Source organism: Falsiroseomonas algicola (assembly GCF_011040385.1).
Taxonomy (GTDB): domain Bacteria; phylum Pseudomonadota; class Alphaproteobacteria; order Acetobacterales; family Acetobacteraceae; genus Falsiroseomonas; species Falsiroseomonas algicola.
The window spans coordinates 115,979-129,280 of sequence record NZ_JAAIKB010000012.1; the positions used below are offsets into that span (position 1 = coordinate 115,979).

A 13,302-nucleotide genomic window follows, 5' to 3' on the forward strand; every position below is an offset into this window, starting at 1 on the left:
GAGGATCCCGCCATCATGGAACGCGCTAGCGCGCTGCATGCGCGCGCGGTCGTCTTCGATGGCCTCTCCACCTGCAACTGGTCCCGCACCATCTTCGAGGAGATGAAGGCCGGCGGCGTTACCGCCGTGAACGCGGCCTCCGTGCTGTGGGAGGATCTGCGCGGCGGGCTCGACAACATCAGCGACTGGCGGCGCATGCTGGCAGAGAATGCCGATTTGCTCCGGCCGGTGAAGACGGTGGCCGATATCCACGCCGCCAAGCGGGAAGGGCGGACGGGCATCAGCATCGGCTGGCAGAACACATCGCCCATCGAGGACCGGCTGCAGGACATCGGGATCTTCAAGGATCTCGGCGTCGGCATCATGCAGCTGACCTACAACACGCAGAACTATTCCGGCGCCGGCTACCTGGAGCTGACCGATTCCGGCCTGACCGGCTTCGGCCGGGAAGTGGTGCATGAGATGAACCGCGTCGGCGTGCTCTGCGACCTCTCCCATGTCGGAGAGAAAACGAGCTTCGATGCCATCGCCTGGTCCAGGCAGCCCTGCGCCATCAGCCATGTCCTGCCCCGCGCGCTGCATGACGTGCCGCGCAACAAGACCGATGCGCTGCTGAAAGCCTGCGCGGAGGCCGACGGCATCATCGGCATCAGCCTCTTCGCCCCCGGGCTGCGCCGCGGCAATGACGCGACGGTGGAGGACTACATCGACGCGATGGAGCATGTGCTGGCGCTGGTCGGCGAGGATCATGTCGGCCTCGGCGCCGATTTCAGCCTGGACCATCCGCGCCCTGGCCCCTACCAGAACTACGCCAGCCGGGACAAAGGCACGGCGCGCAACCTGACGGAATTCGCGACCGCCAAGATCAGCAAGCCCCGCGGCATCCAGCGCATCCATGAGATGCCGCACATCACGGCGGCGATGGTGAAGCGCGGATGGAGCGAGGACCTGATCCTGAAGCTTCTGGGCCGCAACTGGCTCAAGCTGCTGGAGCGTGTCTGGGGCGGCTAGGCCATCCGGTCCCAGGCATCGTCGGTCGCGCGCGAAAGCCGGTGCTTCATGATGCGCTGGCTCGGCGTGCGCTCGAATGCCGCCACCACCGCGATATAGCGCGGCCGCTGGTGGCGGGCGAGGCGCGTCTCCAGCCAGGCGGAAAGCGCCGCCGGGTCCAGCACCACGCCGGGCTTCGGCTGGACGAAGAGCTTGATCTCCTGCTCCCCCACCTCGGCCGCCACGCCGATCATCGCGCAATCCGCGATGGCGGGATGCTGGGCCGCGACGCTTTCCACCTCCCACGCCCCGACATTCTCGCCCCGCACCCGTGCGCTGTCGGAGAGGCGGCCGTGGAAGAACAGGTTGCCCGCCGCATCGAAGGACCCCTGGTCGCCCGTATGCAGCGCGCCGTCGCGCAGCGCCTTCGCGGTGGCCTCGGGATTGTCGAGGTAGCCCCGCGTCAGCGCCAGCGGATCATGCGCGCGCACCACGATCTCGCCGCGCTCCCCCGGCGGGCCGAGCAGCGAGACGGTGAACCACGGCATCGCGGTGCCGACGGAGCCCTGCGCGCCGTTGCGGTTCGCCGTGCTGAAGCTGCTGGCCTCCGTCATCCCGTAGCATTCGCGCAGCTCCACGCCGAAGCGGGCCCGCACCGCGTCCCAGATCTCGGGCGGCGCGCCGCCACCCCAGGCCACGCGCACGCGATGCGCGCGTTCCTTCGGATGCGGCTCCTGCTTCAGCAGGATCTGCAATATGCCGCCGAGGTAGTGGATATGCGTGGCGCCGGCCGCGATCACCTCCTCCCAGAAGCGGCTCGCGGAGAAGCGCGGCACCAGGTGCAGCATGGCGCGCCGCAGCAGCGGCACCACCACCATCTGCGCGCCGCCGATGTGATACAGGGGCTCCCACATGAACATCACGTCGCCGTCCCGCGCCTCGGACACCAGCAGCACGCCCTCTCCCGCCAGGCGCAGCATGCGGTGGGAGACGCGCACGCCTTTGGGCGGGCCGGTGGTGCCGCTGGTGTAGCCGATGGCGAAGTCATCGGCGGGGTCGGGCAGCACGGCCTCGAACCGCGCGGGCGGCGCGGCTTCCAGCGCCGCCAGCGTCACCACGCCCTCGATGCCGGCCAGCACGTCCAGCAGCGCCGTATCTGCCACCACCAGGCGCGGCCGCGCATGGCCCAGTATGTAGCGCAGCCCGTCCCCGACCAGCGCCGTGTTCAGCGGCACCCAGACCAGCCCCGCCTTGGCCAGCGCGAAGACCAGTGCCAGCGCCCCTGCGCCATTCGGCAGCATCACCGCCACGCGATCGCCGCGCGCCGCGCCCAGGCCCCGCAGCGCCGCCGCCATGGCATCGCTGCGCGCATCCAGCGTCCCGAAATCGAGCGGCGCCCCATCCACCAGCGCGAAGATCCGCGCCGGCTCCGCCGCGGCGATTGCGCGGAACAGCTCGAGAAACCCGCCCGGCGGCGGCACGCCCTGCTGCATGCATGGCCCTCCTGCCGCGATGCTCCCGCGGGCCCCGCGCCGCGTCAATCGACCGGCCCCGCGCTTGACGCTGTCGCCGCGCCGGTGGAAGCATCCGCCGCGACGCGGGGAGACGCTGCATGACCATCGACGCCGAGGTTGAACGCCAGGTGGTGGCGGAGAACCGGGACGGCACGCTGCTCGTCACGCTCAACCGGCCGGAACGGCTGAATGCCTGGAACGCGCCGATGCGCGCGCGGCTCGTCTCGCTCATCAACGGCGCCAACAGCGATCCCGCCATCCGCGCCTTCGTCCTCACCGGCACCGGCCCGCGCGCCTTCTGCGCCGGGCAGGATCTGAACGAAGGCAAGACCTTCGACGGCGCCCGCGCCGAGGAATGGATCGAGGAATGGCGTCGCCTCTACGGCGCCATGCGGCGCTTCGAGAAGCCGATGGTCATCGCGCTGAACGGCCTCGCCGCTGGCTCCGCCTTCCAGACCGCGCTGCTCGGCGATATTCGCGTGGGTCATGCCGGATCGCGCATGGGCCAGCCGGAGATCAATTCCGGCATGGTCAGCGCCACCGGCTTCTGGATCATGCGGGAGATGCTGGGCCTGTCCCGCGCGATCGAGATGGTGCTGACCGGCCGCCTCGCCTCCGCGGAGGAATGCTACCGCATCGGCATCCTCCACCATCTGGTCGAGCCGGAAGCGGTGCTGCCGACGGCACTCTCCATTGCCGCCGAACTGGCCGCCAAGCCGCCACTGGCCTTCAAGCTGAACAAGCAGCGCTTCTGTGCCGCGACGCAGGCGAGCTTCGACGAGACGATGGAAGCCGCGCGGCTGCTGCATCGCCAGGCCTTCGATGCCGGGGAGCCGCAGCGCGTCATGGGCGAATTCCTGAACAAGGCGCGATGATCTCCATGTCCACTCGGCACGCCCTCGTCACCGGCGCCTCCTCCGGCATCGGCGCCGCCATCGCGCAGCGCCTCATCACCGATGGCTGGCAGGTCACCGGCCTCAGCCGCAAGGCGCCGGATTGGGCGGGCGACGGCTACACGCATCGCGCCGTTGATCTCCTCGATCCCGAGGCGCTGGCGCCAGCGCTCGACGGCTTGGCGCCCCACGCCCTGGTGCATGCCGCCGGGCTGATGCGGGCGGAGGCGCTGGGCGCGATGAAGCCGGAGACGGGCGACCAGCTCTGGCGCCTGCATGTCGATGTCGCCGCGCGGCTGGCCGATGCGCTGATCCCGCGCATGGAAACGGGCGGCCGCGTCGTCTTCGTGGGATCGCGCACCTCCGGCGGCGCGCCGGGCCGCGCCTATTACGCCGCGACCAAGGCGGCGCTGGTCGGCCTCGCGCGCTCCTTCGCCGCCGAGCTCGCGCCGCGCGGCATCACGGTGAACGTCGTCGCACCCGGCGTCACCGATACGCCCATGCTGCGCGACCCCGCCCGCGCCTCCATGCAGCCCAAGGCGCCACCCATCGGCCGCTTCATCCGGCCGGAGGAAGTGGCGGCGCTCGTCGGCTTCCTGCTGGGGCCGGAGGCAGCCGCCATCACCGGCCAGCAGATCATGATCTGCGGCGGCGCCTCCCTCTGAATCACCCGGCTTGACGCGGACTGCGCCGCGGGCGTAACGCTAGGCATCGGTTCCGAACAAAAGTTCGGATTCCGATGGATGGGGAAGGGACGCCGCGGCCGATGAGCCTCGCGCAGGACAGCACCGGAGCCACGCCGCGCGGCGCCACCACGCGTGCCCTGGACAATCCGAAGAACCAGGTGCAGTCCGTCGCCAAGGTCTTCGCCGTGCTGCGCAGCTTCACCGCGGACCATCCGGAGCAGACTCTGGCGGGGGTTGCGGCGCGCAGCGGCCTCGATCGCGGCACCGCCTATCGCCTGGTCCATACGCTGGCCGATCTCGGACATCTCCGCGCGGTGCCCGGCACGCGACGCTTCAGGCTGACGCTGAAATGCCTGGAACTCGGCTTCGCCGCGCTCTCCGCCGATGATCTTCCCGGCCACGCCACGCCGCTGCTGAAGGAAGTCGTGCCGGCGCACGCCGATGCCGCCTCGCTTGGCATGCTGGAGCAGGGGGAGGTCGTCTATCTCGCGCGCGTGGAGGCGGGGCTGGAACGCCACGGCCTGGTGCGTCGCGCCGGCACGCGCATCGGCGCCTATGCGACGGCGCTGGGCCAGGCGATGCTGGCCTGGCTGCCGTTGGCGGAACAGCACGCGCAGCTCGCCGCCGTGCCGCGCCTCATGCTGTCGGAACGCACCATCACCGACCTCGATGCCTTGATGGAGCGCCTCGCGCAGGTACGGGCGCAGGGCTACGCGGTCTCGGATGGCGAGAACGCCTACGGCCTGCGCACCGTCGCCGCGCCGGTGCTGGATGGGCGTGGCCGGCCCATCGCCGGCATCAGCATGACCATCGCGGCGGGCCGGGCCTCCATCGAGGATTTCGTCGCCGACGCCGCGCCGCAGGCGCTGCGCATCGCGGCCGAGCTGGGGGAGGGTGTGCGGCTTTCCCTCGGCGCCATCGCCGTGACGCGGGGCGGGGGCTGATGCTGCGCCTGCTGGCCGATGACCTGACCGGCGCGCTGGACAGCGCCGCGGAATTCACCGGCCTCTTCGGCCCCGTGCGCGTGGCGTGGGACGGCAGCCCGCCCGGCAACCTCGCGATCGATACCGGGACGCGGGAGGCCGCGCGGGGTGCCGCGCTGGTCGCGACGCGCGCGGCGGCGCCGATGCTCGGCGGTGCCGCCATCGCCTTCAAGAAGGTCGACAGCCTGCTGCGCGGCCACCCCATCGCGGAACTCGCGGCGTGCCGCGACGGCTTCCGTCATGTCGTGCTGGCGCCTGCCTTCCCCGCCATGGGCCGCGTGACGCGCCACGGGACGCAATATGCGCGCGACGGCGCCGGCTGGACTGCCCGCGCGGCGCTGCCCGCGCTGCTGGCGCAGGAAGGGCTGCAGCCCCGCCCGCTGCCCGCCAGCGGCCCGCTGCCGCAGGGCATCGTGCTCTGCGATGCGGAAGATGACGGCGACCTGGCCCGCATCGTCGCGCGCTTCCGCGCTGCCGATGGCCCGGTGCTGTGGTGCGGCAGCGGCGGCCTGGCCGGCGCGCTGGCCAGCGCCCGACCCGCCTTGCGCGACACGGGGCTGCGCGGCCCGGTGCTCGGCCTCTTCGGCTCCGACCAGGGCGTCACGGCGCGGCAACTGGCCGCCTGCGGCAAGCTGGCGCTGCGCCTGCCCGATGGCGGCGCCGAGAGTGCGGCGCGGTTGCGCGCCCTGATGCAGGCCGAGGGCGCCGCCCTGGCCGGCTTCTCCCTGCCGGAGGGCACGGCCCGCCCGGCCGCCGCGCTCGCCATCGCCACGGCGCTGCGCGCGCTGGTCGTCGCGCTGCCGCGCCCCGGCACGCTGATCGTGGCGGGCGGGGAGACGCTGCGCGCGCTCTGCCAGGCGCTGGGTGCCAAGGCGTTGGAAGCCACCAGCCTGCTCGCCCCCGGCGTGCCGCGGTCCCGCCTGCTCGGCGGGCGCTGGGACGGGGTCGAGGTCATCTCCAAATCCGGTGCCTTCGGCGGCGACGCGCTGTGGCGCGACCTGCTGGCGGCGAACGGTCTTCTGACGGGAATCGAAGTCGCATGAGCCGCCACCTCGCCATCACCATGGGCGACCCCGCCGGCATCGGGCCGGAGATCATCGTCAAGGCCTGCACGGCGTTGGCGCCACGTCTCGCCGCCGGTGACCTCAAGCTGCTCGTCATCGGCCATGGCACCGCGCTGGAACAGGCCCGCGCCGCGCTCGGCGCGCCGCCCATCCCGCATGTGCCGGTCGATGACGATTGGCCCGCGCTGGCCTTCCTGCAGGCTGGCGAGGAGCGCGCGCCCATCATCCAGGGCCAGGTGGCGGCGGAGGCCGGGCGCTTCGCCTATCTCGCCATCGAGCAGGGCGTGAAGCTGGCCATGGAAGGCCGCGTCGGCGCCATCGTCACCGCGCCGCTCAACAAGGAAGCGCTGAACAATGCCGGCTACCACTATGCCGGGCATACGGAGATGCTGGCGGAGCTGACCGGCGTGAAGGGCAGCGTCATGCTGCTGGCGCATGGCAACATGCGCGTCAGCCATGTGACCACGCATTGCGCGCTGGAGGAGGTGCCGAAGCGCGCCACGCCCGAGCGCATCCGCCGCGTGCTGGACCTGACCCATGGGGCGCTGAAGCGCCTTGGCATCGCCAAGCCGCGCATCGCCGTCGCCGCGCTGAACCCGCATGCGGGGGAGGGCGGGCTCTTCGGCCGCCAGGACATCGATGTGACGGAGCCGACGATTGCCCAGGCCGTCGCCGATGGCATGGACGTGCTGGGCCCCATCCCGGGCGACACCGTCTTCGTGAAGCTGCGCGCCGGCCAGTATGACGCCGTCGTCGCGATGTACCACGACCAGGGCCACATCCCGGTCAAGCTGCTCGGCTTCAACGTCGATCCGAAGACCGGGAAGTGGGAGGCGCTGTCGGGCGTGAACGTGACGCTCGGCCTTCCCGTCATCCGCACTTCCGTCGATCACGGCACCGCCTTCGACATCGCCGGCAAGGGCATCGCCAGCGAGACCAGCCTGATCGAAGCCATCGAATATGCCGAGCAACTCGCCGCCGGAGCCGCCTGATGACCGACCTTCTCCGCCCCATCGAGATCCTGCGCCCGACGCGCCTGGAATTCGGCGCCGGCACCGTCGGCATCGTCGGCCAATGGGCGCGGGAGCACGGGATCACCCGCACGCTCGTCGTCAGCGGCGGCTTCAACGCGAAGCGCGTCGATGTGCTGGGCCTGCCGGGGGAAGTCGCCATCTTCGGCCAGGTGAAGCCGGAACCCGACCTGCCGAACCTGCATGCCGCGCTGGCCATGGCGGAGGCATTCAAGCCGCAACTCGTCGTCGGCTTCGGCGGCGGCAGCGCGCTCGACCTCGCCAAGCTCGTCGCCGTGCTACCCGGCAGCGGCCAGACGCTGCATGAGGTGGTGGGGCCGGAGAAGGTGAAGGGCCGCAGCGTCAAGCTCGCCCAGGTCCCGACCACGGCGGGCACGGGCAGCGAGGCCGGCACGCGCTCCCTCGTCACCGATCCCGCGACGGAGCAGAAGCTGGCGGTGCAGAGCCGCCACATGCTGGCCGACCTCGCCGTGGTGGACGCGGAACTCACCATGAGCGTCCCGCCCGCCGTCACCGCCGCCACCGGCGTGGATGCCATGGCGCATTGCGTGGAGGCCTTCACCAGCAAGCGCGCGCATCCGCTGATCGACCTCTATGCGCTGGAGGGCATCCGCCTCGTCGGCCGGTACCTCGCCCGCGCCGTCGCCGATGGCAGCGATACGGAAGCGCGGGCGGGCCTCATGCTCGCCTCGCTCTATGGCGGCTACTGTCTCGGCCCGGTGAACACCACGGCGGGCCATGCCGTGGCCTATCCGCTCGGCACGCGCCAGCACATCGCCCATGGCCATGCCTGCGCGCTGGTCTTCCCGCATACACTCGCCTTCAACGCGCCGGTGATGGCAGAGAAGACCGCGCTGGTGCTGCAGGCGCTCGGCCTTCCCGCCAGCAGCGAGGAGAGCGTGGTGCGCGAGGCGACCCACGCCTTCTGCGCGAAGCTCGGCATCGAGATGCGCCTCTCCGCCCTCGGCGTGCCGGAAGCCTCGCTGGAATCGATGGCGCAGGAGGCCCACGCCATCCGCCGCCTGCTGGATAACAACCCCCGCGACATCAGCGCGGCGGAGATCCTCGCGATCTACCGCCGCGCCTTCTGAGGAAAAGCGCGATGGACACCGGCATCATCGAGAAGCCCGAGACGCTGGCCGCCGCGCCCGGCGATCCCGCGCGGACGGAATGCTTCATCCCGACGCCCTGCGTGCAGAACCATGCCGCCTTCCTGATGGAGTTGCCGGGCGGCGATCTCGGCTGCGTCTGGTTCGGCGGCACGCAGGAAGGGGTGCCCGACATCTCCGTGCGCTTCTCCCGCCTCAAGCCTGGCGCCACGCGCTGGTCGCCGACGCAGACGCTGTCGGATGACCCGACGCGGTCGGAACAGAACCCGCTGCTCTTCCCGGCACCGGATGGGTCTCTCTGGCTGCTCTGGACCGCGCAGATCAGCGGCAACCAGGACACCGCCCTCATCCGCCGCCGCATCAGCCGCGATGGCGGCGACAGCTGGGGCCCGATCGAGACCACGATCGGGGAGCAGCCGGGCTTCGGCACCTTCATCCGCCAGCCCATCATCGTGACATCGGAAGGCAACTGGCTGCTTCCGATCTGGCGCTGCACCAAGCCGCCCGTCGGCGCCTGGACCGGCGACCTCGACACCTCCTCCGTCATGCTCTCCGCGGACCAGGGGAAGACCTGGACCGAACGCGCGGTGCCCGACAGCACCGGCACCTGCCACATGTGCATCCTCGACATGCAGGACGGCACGCTGGTCGCCTTCTACCGCAGCCGCTGGGCCGATTGGGTCTATCGCAGCACGTCGCAGGATGGCGGCCGCACATGGACCGCGCCGGTGCCGACCACGCTGCCCAACAACAACTCCTCCATCCAGGCGATCCGCCTGGCCGATGGCGGCATCGCCATCCTGTTCAACGACAGCAGCGCGAAGGATGCGACGGATCGCCGCGTCTCGCTCTATGACGACATCAGCGACATGGAAGCCCCGGTTGCCCCGCCCGCCGAGGGGCGCAGCGCCTTCTGGGGTGCGCCGCGCGCGCCGATGACGCTGGCAGTGAGCTATGATGGCGGCCTCACCTGGCCGCATCGCCGCAACCTCGAAACCGGGGACGGCTTCTGCATGACCAACAATTCGAAGGAGAGGCTGAACCGCGAGTTCAGCTATCCCTCGCTGCGCCAGGCCGCCGACGGGTCGCTGCACATCGCCTACACCTATTGGCGCCAGGCCATCAAATACGTCCATGTGCCCCTCGACTGGGTGCGTGGCTGAACGAAACCCGAGAAGGAGGAACAAAGAAATGCTTCGCCGCACCCTGATCCAGTCCGCCGTCGGCGGCCTCGGCCTGCTGGCCGCGCCCGTCGTGCATGCCCAGGCCGCCTGGCCGCATGGCCGCACCATCCGCGTGGTCTGCCCCTGGCCGCCCGGCGCCGCGAATGACGCGCTCGCCCGCCTGCTGGCGCAGAAGCTGCAGGAGAAGCTGGGCGCGACCGCCATCGCGGAAAATCGCACCGGCGGCGCCGGCCTGGTCGGTACGCGGGAAGTGCTGAACGCGGCGCCGGACGGCTACACGCTGCTCGCCTCCGCCTTCAATACCGCCGTCATGCCGCTGGTGCTGCGCGGCGCGAATTTCGATCCGGAGCGCGACCTGGAGGTGATGGCCCGCGTCGCCCGCGCGCCGCTGGTGATGGTGATCAGCGGCAGCCGTCCGCAGCGCACCGTCGCCGATGTCGTCGCCGCGGCGAAGGCCAATCCGCGGGACTGGAACATCGCCATCTCCTCCCTCGGCTCCGCCGGCCACCTGGCGACCATCGAGTTCAACCGCCGCACCGGCGCCAATCTCGACATGGTCGCCTATCGCGGCACGCAGCCTGCGCTGACGGATCTGATGGGCGGCAGCGCGCAGCTCCTCATCGACCCGTCCTTCGCGCTGCTGCCGGCGACGGGCGATGGCCGCGTCCGTGCCCTCGGCATCGCCGCTGGCGAGCGTTCCCCGTTGGCGCCCACCGTACCGACGATGGCGGAGGCCGGGCTGCCTGGCTACGAATTCCAGTCCTGGTATGCCTCCTGGGCGCCGAAGGGCACGTCGCAGGAGATCTGCGGCCGCGTGAACGCGCTGATGCAGGAAACCATGCGCGACCCCGCCATCGTCTCGCGCCTCACCGCGCAGGTGCTGGAGCCGGTGACGGAGAGCATCGACCAGACCAAGACATTCATCCGCAACGAGATCAGCCGCGCGACGGAGCTGCTGCGGAGCGTGAACTACCAGCCCGAGTAACCTTCCGATCCATCGCCGCGAAGCCCCCGTCAACAACGGAGGCTGGCGGCGATGATGCGGGATGCCCGAGGCTTGGAACTGACGAGCGCGGCGCCGGAGGCGGTGGCCGCGCTGGATGGTGCGGTGCTGTCGCTACTGGCGCATCGCGCGGACCTCTCCGCCCGCCTGAAGCAGACATTGGCCCTCGATCCCGGCCTGGTGTCGGCCCATGTCCTGGCCGGCTTCGGCGCGCTGGTCGCCGCACGGGCTGAGCTCCGGCCCGATGCGCTCCATCACCTCTTTGCCGCGCGCGCGGCGCTGCGGGCACGTGGCGGCACGGCGCGGGAACATGCCCTGGTCCAGGCTCTGTCGGCCTCGGCGGAGGCGGGGGACATGGCGGCCGCCGCCACGCTGCTGGAAGGCGTGCTGCGCGGCGCGGCGCTGGATGCCATGGCGCTGAAGCTGGCGCATGCCATCCGCTTCATGCTGGGCGATGCCACCGCCATGCGCCTTGCCGTCGAATCCGCGCTGCCGGCCTGGGACCGATCGATTCCCGGCTACGGTTTCGTGCTGGGCTGCCACGCCTTCGCGCTGGAGGAGACGGGCGCCGCCGCGGCGGCGGAACTCGCCGGCCGCGCCGCCGTCGCCGTGGCGCCGGACGACCTCTGGGGCGCGCATGCCGTGGCGCATGTGATGGAGCGAGAGGGCCGCGCGCGGCAGGGCCTGGCCTGGATCGCGGGGCTGCATCCCGGCCTGCCGGAAAGCGGGTCCTTCGGCCGCCACCTGCATTGGCACGCGGCGCTGTTCCACCTGCATCTCGGCCAGGCGGATGCGGCGCTGGCGCTGTTCGACCGCGACATCGCGGCCCTGCCCTGCGAGGATGTGCGCGACTTCGCCAATGCGGCGTCGCTGCTCTGGCGCCTGGAAGCGCAGGGCGTGGCGGTGGGTGCCGCTCGCTGGGATGCGCTGGCCGATCTCGCCGCGCGCCGCGCCGATGAACCCGGCCTTGCCTTCATCGACCTGCACCATGTGCTGGCGCTGGCCGCCGCCGGGCGTCGTGGCGCGCTGACCATGAAGCTTGAGGCGATGCAGCGTCGCGCGGCAGCGGAGGTGGATAGCCAGGCGCGCGTGCTGGCGCTGGTCGGGCTGCCCGCCGCCCGCGCCATCGCCCTGCTGCGGGATGATCCGGCCGAGGCGGTGGCGCTGCTGCTGCCGCTCCGCCATCGCCTACGCGCAGTGGGTGGCAGCGAGGCGCAGCGCGACCTTTTCGAGCGCATGCTGATCGAGGCCGCGCTGCGCGCCGGGCAGAAGGCGCTGGGCGCCGCGCTGCTCGGCGATCGGGCCGCGCAGCGCGCGCTCGGCGCCTGGGAGGATCAGCGCGGCGCGATGTCGCCCGCCCGCACCCAGTCATCGCCCCGCGCCTGCCAGGTGACGCGGTTGGAGGTCGCGTAGGTCACGGGCTGGGTGAAGAGGAAGAGCACCGGCGCCTCCTCGCACATGCGCTGCGTCGCCTGCGCATAGAGCGTGCGGCGGCGGGCCGCATCCGTCGTCTGCCGCGCCTGGCGCAGCAGGGCGGTGAAGGGCTCGTCGTTCCAATAGGCATAGGGGCTGCCGCTTTCGAACAGCGCCAGCAGCCCATCCGCATCCAGCGTCGGCCAGGCCTGCGAGAGGTACGCCATCTGCCCCATGGTCGGCGCGCGGAGATACTTGTTCATCCAGGCGCCGAACTCCATCTCGACGATCCGCGTGCGCACGCCGACTTCTTCCAGCTGCGCGGCCACCGCCTGGGTGATCTCCTGCGCCAGCAGATAGGGGCCGACGGGCACCTCGAACTCGATAGTCAGCTGGCCGGGCCGCACGCCCGCTTCCTGCAGCAGGCGCCGCGCACGGGCCGGATCGTAGCCCGGTGCGCGCAGCGACTCATTGTAGCCGAAATAGGCGGGGGTCAGGACCTGGCAGGTTGAGACGCTGCCGATGCCGTTCCAGATCGCGTCGCGGATCGCCTCCCGATCCACCGCCGCGTTCAGCGCCTGGCGCAGCGGGCGGCTGTCCCGGAAGGGCGGCGTCAGCAGGTTGTACTTCACGAAGACGCTGCGGATGGAATCGACATGGCCGGATCGCGCACGGCCGGACTGGTCGATGCGCCGCATCTCGCTGGGCGGCACGCCGGTGATGAGGTCCACTTCGCCCGCCATCAGCGCGGCGATGCGGGCGCCGGCCTCGGGAATCACGCGGAAGGTGACGTTGTCGAAGGCCGGGCGGTCGCCCGTCCAGCCCGCCCGCGCCTGCAGCACCGCGCGGTCACCGCTGGTGAATTGCCGCAGCTCATAGGGGCCGGCGCCGACCGCGGCATTGGCGGGATTGTTCGACTGCGTCCAGCGCGGCGGCAGCAGGAAGAAGGTGGAGAGCTGGTCGGCCAGCGCGGGGTAGGGGCTGCGCGTCTTCACCTCGATCTCGGTCGGCGAGATCACGGAAACCTCCGACACCAGCGCGAACCAGGGCCGCACCCGCGCATTGTTGGCGGGGTTCATCACCCGCTCGAAGTTCCACTTCACCGCTTCTGCATCCAGCGCTTCCCCGTTGGAGAAGGTGACGCCAGAGCGCAGCGTGAAGCGCCAGGTGGTGTCATCCACCGCGCGCCAGGCCGTGGCGAGCTGCGGCTGCAGCTTCATGTCCGGCCCACGCACCAGCAGCGCGAGGTGGATGTGGCTGATGACCGACAGGTCGGTGCCGATCGTCGTCGTGTTGTGCGGATCGAGCGTGTTCACGTTGGTGGACAGCGCGATGGTCAGGTTGCGCGGCTGCGCCAGCGCCTGGCCCGTGAGACCCGTGGCCAGCAGCGCTGCCAGCGCCGCACGACGCGCGAAGGGAATGCTTCTCATGA

Annotated in this window: 12 protein-coding genes; 10 read left to right on the top strand and 2 right to left on the bottom strand. The window is 71.1% G+C overall.

Annotated features, from left to right (window positions below; genetic code table 11):
- Nucleotides 1-15 precede the first annotated feature (15 nt).
- Complete coding sequence (locus G3576_RS23745) at nt 16-1,011, top strand: membrane dipeptidase (RefSeq protein WP_164696955.1); 996 nt, start codon at nt 16-18, stop codon at nt 1,009-1,011.
- Here the strand turns inward: G3576_RS23745 and G3576_RS23750 are convergent.
- Nucleotides 1,008-2,483 carry an AMP-binding protein gene (locus tag G3576_RS23750; RefSeq protein ID WP_164696956.1) on the bottom strand — a complete coding sequence of 492 codons (1,476 nt, stop codon included), beginning with the start codon at nt 2,481-2,483 and terminating at the stop codon, nt 1,008-1,010. The two genes, G3576_RS23745 and G3576_RS23750, sit on opposite strands and share 4 nt — an antisense overlap.
- A 119-nt stretch (nt 2,484-2,602) precedes the next feature.
- Here G3576_RS23750 and G3576_RS23755 point away from each other — a divergent pair, with 119 nt between their 5' ends.
- The 9 genes from G3576_RS23755 (at nt 2,603) to G3576_RS23795 (ending at nt 11,870) form a co-directional block, all read left to right on the top strand.
- The gene (locus G3576_RS23755; RefSeq protein ID WP_164696957.1) at nt 2,603-3,379 is read left to right on the top strand and encodes an enoyl-CoA hydratase/isomerase family protein; all 777 of its coding nucleotides are present in this window, start codon (nt 2,603-2,605) and stop codon (nt 3,377-3,379) included.
- A gap of 5 nt (nt 3,380-3,384) precedes the next feature.
- Nucleotides 3,385-4,062, top strand: a complete 678-nt coding sequence (locus tag G3576_RS23760; RefSeq protein WP_235952393.1) for an SDR family NAD(P)-dependent oxidoreductase — start codon at nt 3,385-3,387, stop codon at nt 4,060-4,062.
- A 101-nt stretch (nt 4,063-4,163) separates the two neighbouring features.
- A complete protein-coding gene (locus G3576_RS23765; protein ID WP_164696959.1) occupies nt 4,164-5,027 on the top strand; it encodes an IclR family transcriptional regulator in 864 nt (287 codons plus the stop codon).
- Nucleotides 5,027-6,109 (top strand): four-carbon acid sugar kinase family protein, encoded by a 1,083-nt coding sequence (locus G3576_RS23770; protein WP_164696960.1) that lies wholly within the window; start codon nt 5,027-5,029, stop codon nt 6,107-6,109. Before G3576_RS23765 ends, G3576_RS23770 begins: the two co-directional genes overlap by 1 nt.
- Nucleotides 6,106-7,122, top strand: coding sequence for a 4-hydroxythreonine-4-phosphate dehydrogenase PdxA (gene pdxA, locus G3576_RS23775; protein WP_164696961.1), 1,017 nt, complete (start codon nt 6,106-6,108; stop codon nt 7,120-7,122). Before G3576_RS23770 ends, pdxA begins: the two co-directional genes overlap by 4 nt.
- Nucleotides 7,122-8,252 carry an iron-containing alcohol dehydrogenase gene (locus G3576_RS23780; protein ID WP_164696962.1) on the top strand — a complete coding sequence of 377 codons (1,131 nt, stop codon included), beginning with the start codon at nt 7,122-7,124 and terminating at the stop codon, nt 8,250-8,252. Before pdxA ends, G3576_RS23780 begins: the two co-directional genes overlap by 1 nt.
- An 11-nt stretch (nt 8,253-8,263) precedes the next feature.
- On the top strand, nt 8,264-9,433 hold the full coding sequence (locus G3576_RS23785) for a sialidase family protein (protein WP_164696963.1): 1,170 nt from the start codon (nt 8,264-8,266) through the stop codon (nt 9,431-9,433).
- Between the two features lie 28 nt (nt 9,434-9,461).
- Nucleotides 9,462-10,439: a Bug family tripartite tricarboxylate transporter substrate binding protein gene (locus G3576_RS23790; RefSeq protein ID WP_164696964.1), complete on the top strand. Its 978-nt coding sequence runs from the start codon at nt 9,462-9,464 to the stop codon at nt 10,437-10,439.
- A gap of 72 nt (nt 10,440-10,511) precedes the next feature.
- Nucleotides 10,512-11,870, top strand: coding sequence for a tetratricopeptide repeat protein (locus tag G3576_RS23795; RefSeq protein WP_164696965.1), 1,359 nt, complete (start codon nt 10,512-10,514; stop codon nt 11,868-11,870).
- Here the strand turns inward: G3576_RS23795 and G3576_RS23800 are convergent.
- Nucleotides 11,792-13,300: an ABC transporter substrate-binding protein gene (locus tag G3576_RS23800; RefSeq protein WP_164696966.1), complete on the bottom strand. Its 1,509-nt coding sequence runs from the start codon at nt 13,298-13,300 to the stop codon at nt 11,792-11,794. The genes G3576_RS23795 and G3576_RS23800 overlap by 79 nt on opposite strands.
- Nucleotides 13,301-13,302: the final 2 nt, after the last annotated feature.

Excerpts from the sequence above, each read along its gene's own strand:
- G3576_RS23745 (WP_164696955.1), top strand. The coding sequence starts at position 16 with ATGGAACGCGCTAGCGCGCTGCATGCGCGCGCGGTCGTCTTCGATGGC.
- G3576_RS23750 (WP_164696956.1), bottom strand. The coding sequence starts at position 2,483 with ATGCAGCAGGGCGTGCCGCCGCCGGGCGGGTTTCTCGAGCTGTTCCGC.
- G3576_RS23755 (WP_164696957.1), top strand. The coding sequence starts at position 2,603 with ATGACCATCGACGCCGAGGTTGAACGCCAGGTGGTGGCGGAGAACCGG.
- G3576_RS23760 (WP_235952393.1), top strand. The coding sequence starts at position 3,385 with ATGTCCACTCGGCACGCCCTCGTCACCGGCGCCTCCTCCGGCATCGGC.
- G3576_RS23765 (WP_164696959.1), top strand. The coding sequence starts at position 4,164 with ATGAGCCTCGCGCAGGACAGCACCGGAGCCACGCCGCGCGGCGCCACC.
- G3576_RS23770 (WP_164696960.1), top strand. The coding sequence starts at position 5,027 with ATGCTGCGCCTGCTGGCCGATGACCTGACCGGCGCGCTGGACAGCGCC.
- pdxA (WP_164696961.1), top strand. The coding sequence starts at position 6,106 with ATGAGCCGCCACCTCGCCATCACCATGGGCGACCCCGCCGGCATCGGG.
- G3576_RS23780 (WP_164696962.1), top strand. The coding sequence starts at position 7,122 with ATGACCGACCTTCTCCGCCCCATCGAGATCCTGCGCCCGACGCGCCTG.
- G3576_RS23785 (WP_164696963.1), top strand. The coding sequence starts at position 8,264 with ATGGACACCGGCATCATCGAGAAGCCCGAGACGCTGGCCGCCGCGCCC.
- G3576_RS23790 (WP_164696964.1), top strand. The coding sequence starts at position 9,462 with ATGCTTCGCCGCACCCTGATCCAGTCCGCCGTCGGCGGCCTCGGCCTG.
- G3576_RS23800 (WP_164696966.1), bottom strand. The coding sequence starts at position 13,300 with ATGAGAAGCATTCCCTTCGCGCGTCGTGCGGCGCTGGCAGCGCTGCTG.